Here is a 799-nt window from a genome sequence, read left to right as displayed (position 1 = left end):
TAACTCCACAAAAACATGGGGGCCCTGAGCCAGCAAACCCGCTACACAATCAGCAAAACGAACCGGTTCACGCAGGTGTCGGGTCCAGTAATGAGCCGAGCTGAGTTGTTCGGCGGTAGCTAATGCTCCGGTGAGGTTGGAAATGATGGGCAGTTGGGGAGTGGTGTAACTCAGGCCGGCGGCGATGGCCTCGAATTCGGCCAGTACAGGCTCCATAGCGGGGGAGTGAAACGCGTGGCTAACCGTAAGGTCGGTGACGTTGTAGTGGTGGTCGGTGCAGTAGCAGCGGATGCGCTGGAGTTGGTCAGCAGGCCCGGATACCACTAGTGAGGTGGGGCTGTTGATCGCGGCGATAGCGGTTTGGGGATAGTCGTGAAGTATGGCGGCGATGTCGTGGTGGGTGGCTTGGATGGCCAGCATCGCTCCGGGGGCACACGATTGCATGAGTCGACCGCGGGCGCTAACGAGCAGCGCGGCCTGCTCTAAAGACAGCACCCCCGCGACATATGCGGCGGTTATTTCGCCGATGGAATGGCCCAGCAGGTAGTCGGCGCTGATACCGGCTTGAGTTAGCACGGTAGACATGGCAGCGCCGAAGGCAAACAAGGCGGGTTGTGTGTAGGCGGTTTGGTGTAAGAGCTCGGCTGCAGCAGTGTGTGGCTCAGAGAGCATCACCTGCTTCAGCGAGACTTCAAGGTGGGCATCAAAGGCCTGCCATATATGGTCTAGGGCGGCGGCGAAGTCGTGGTGGTGTTGGTAGAGCTGGGCGGCCATGGCCGGGTATTGAGCGCCTTGACCG

Annotated in this window: 1 protein-coding gene; it reads right to left on the bottom strand. The window is 60.1% G+C overall.

From position 1 onward, the window contains the following. Positions 1 to 799 (bottom strand): acyltransferase domain-containing protein (locus BST40_RS28370; protein WP_142276871.1); only part of this gene is annotated, 799 nt, incomplete at both ends.

The organism is Mycobacterium persicum (assembly GCF_002086675.1).
GTDB classification, from domain to species: Bacteria; Actinomycetota; Actinomycetes; order Mycobacteriales; family Mycobacteriaceae; genus Mycobacterium; species Mycobacterium persicum.
This window is presented reverse-complemented; position numbering and strand designations above follow the sequence as displayed.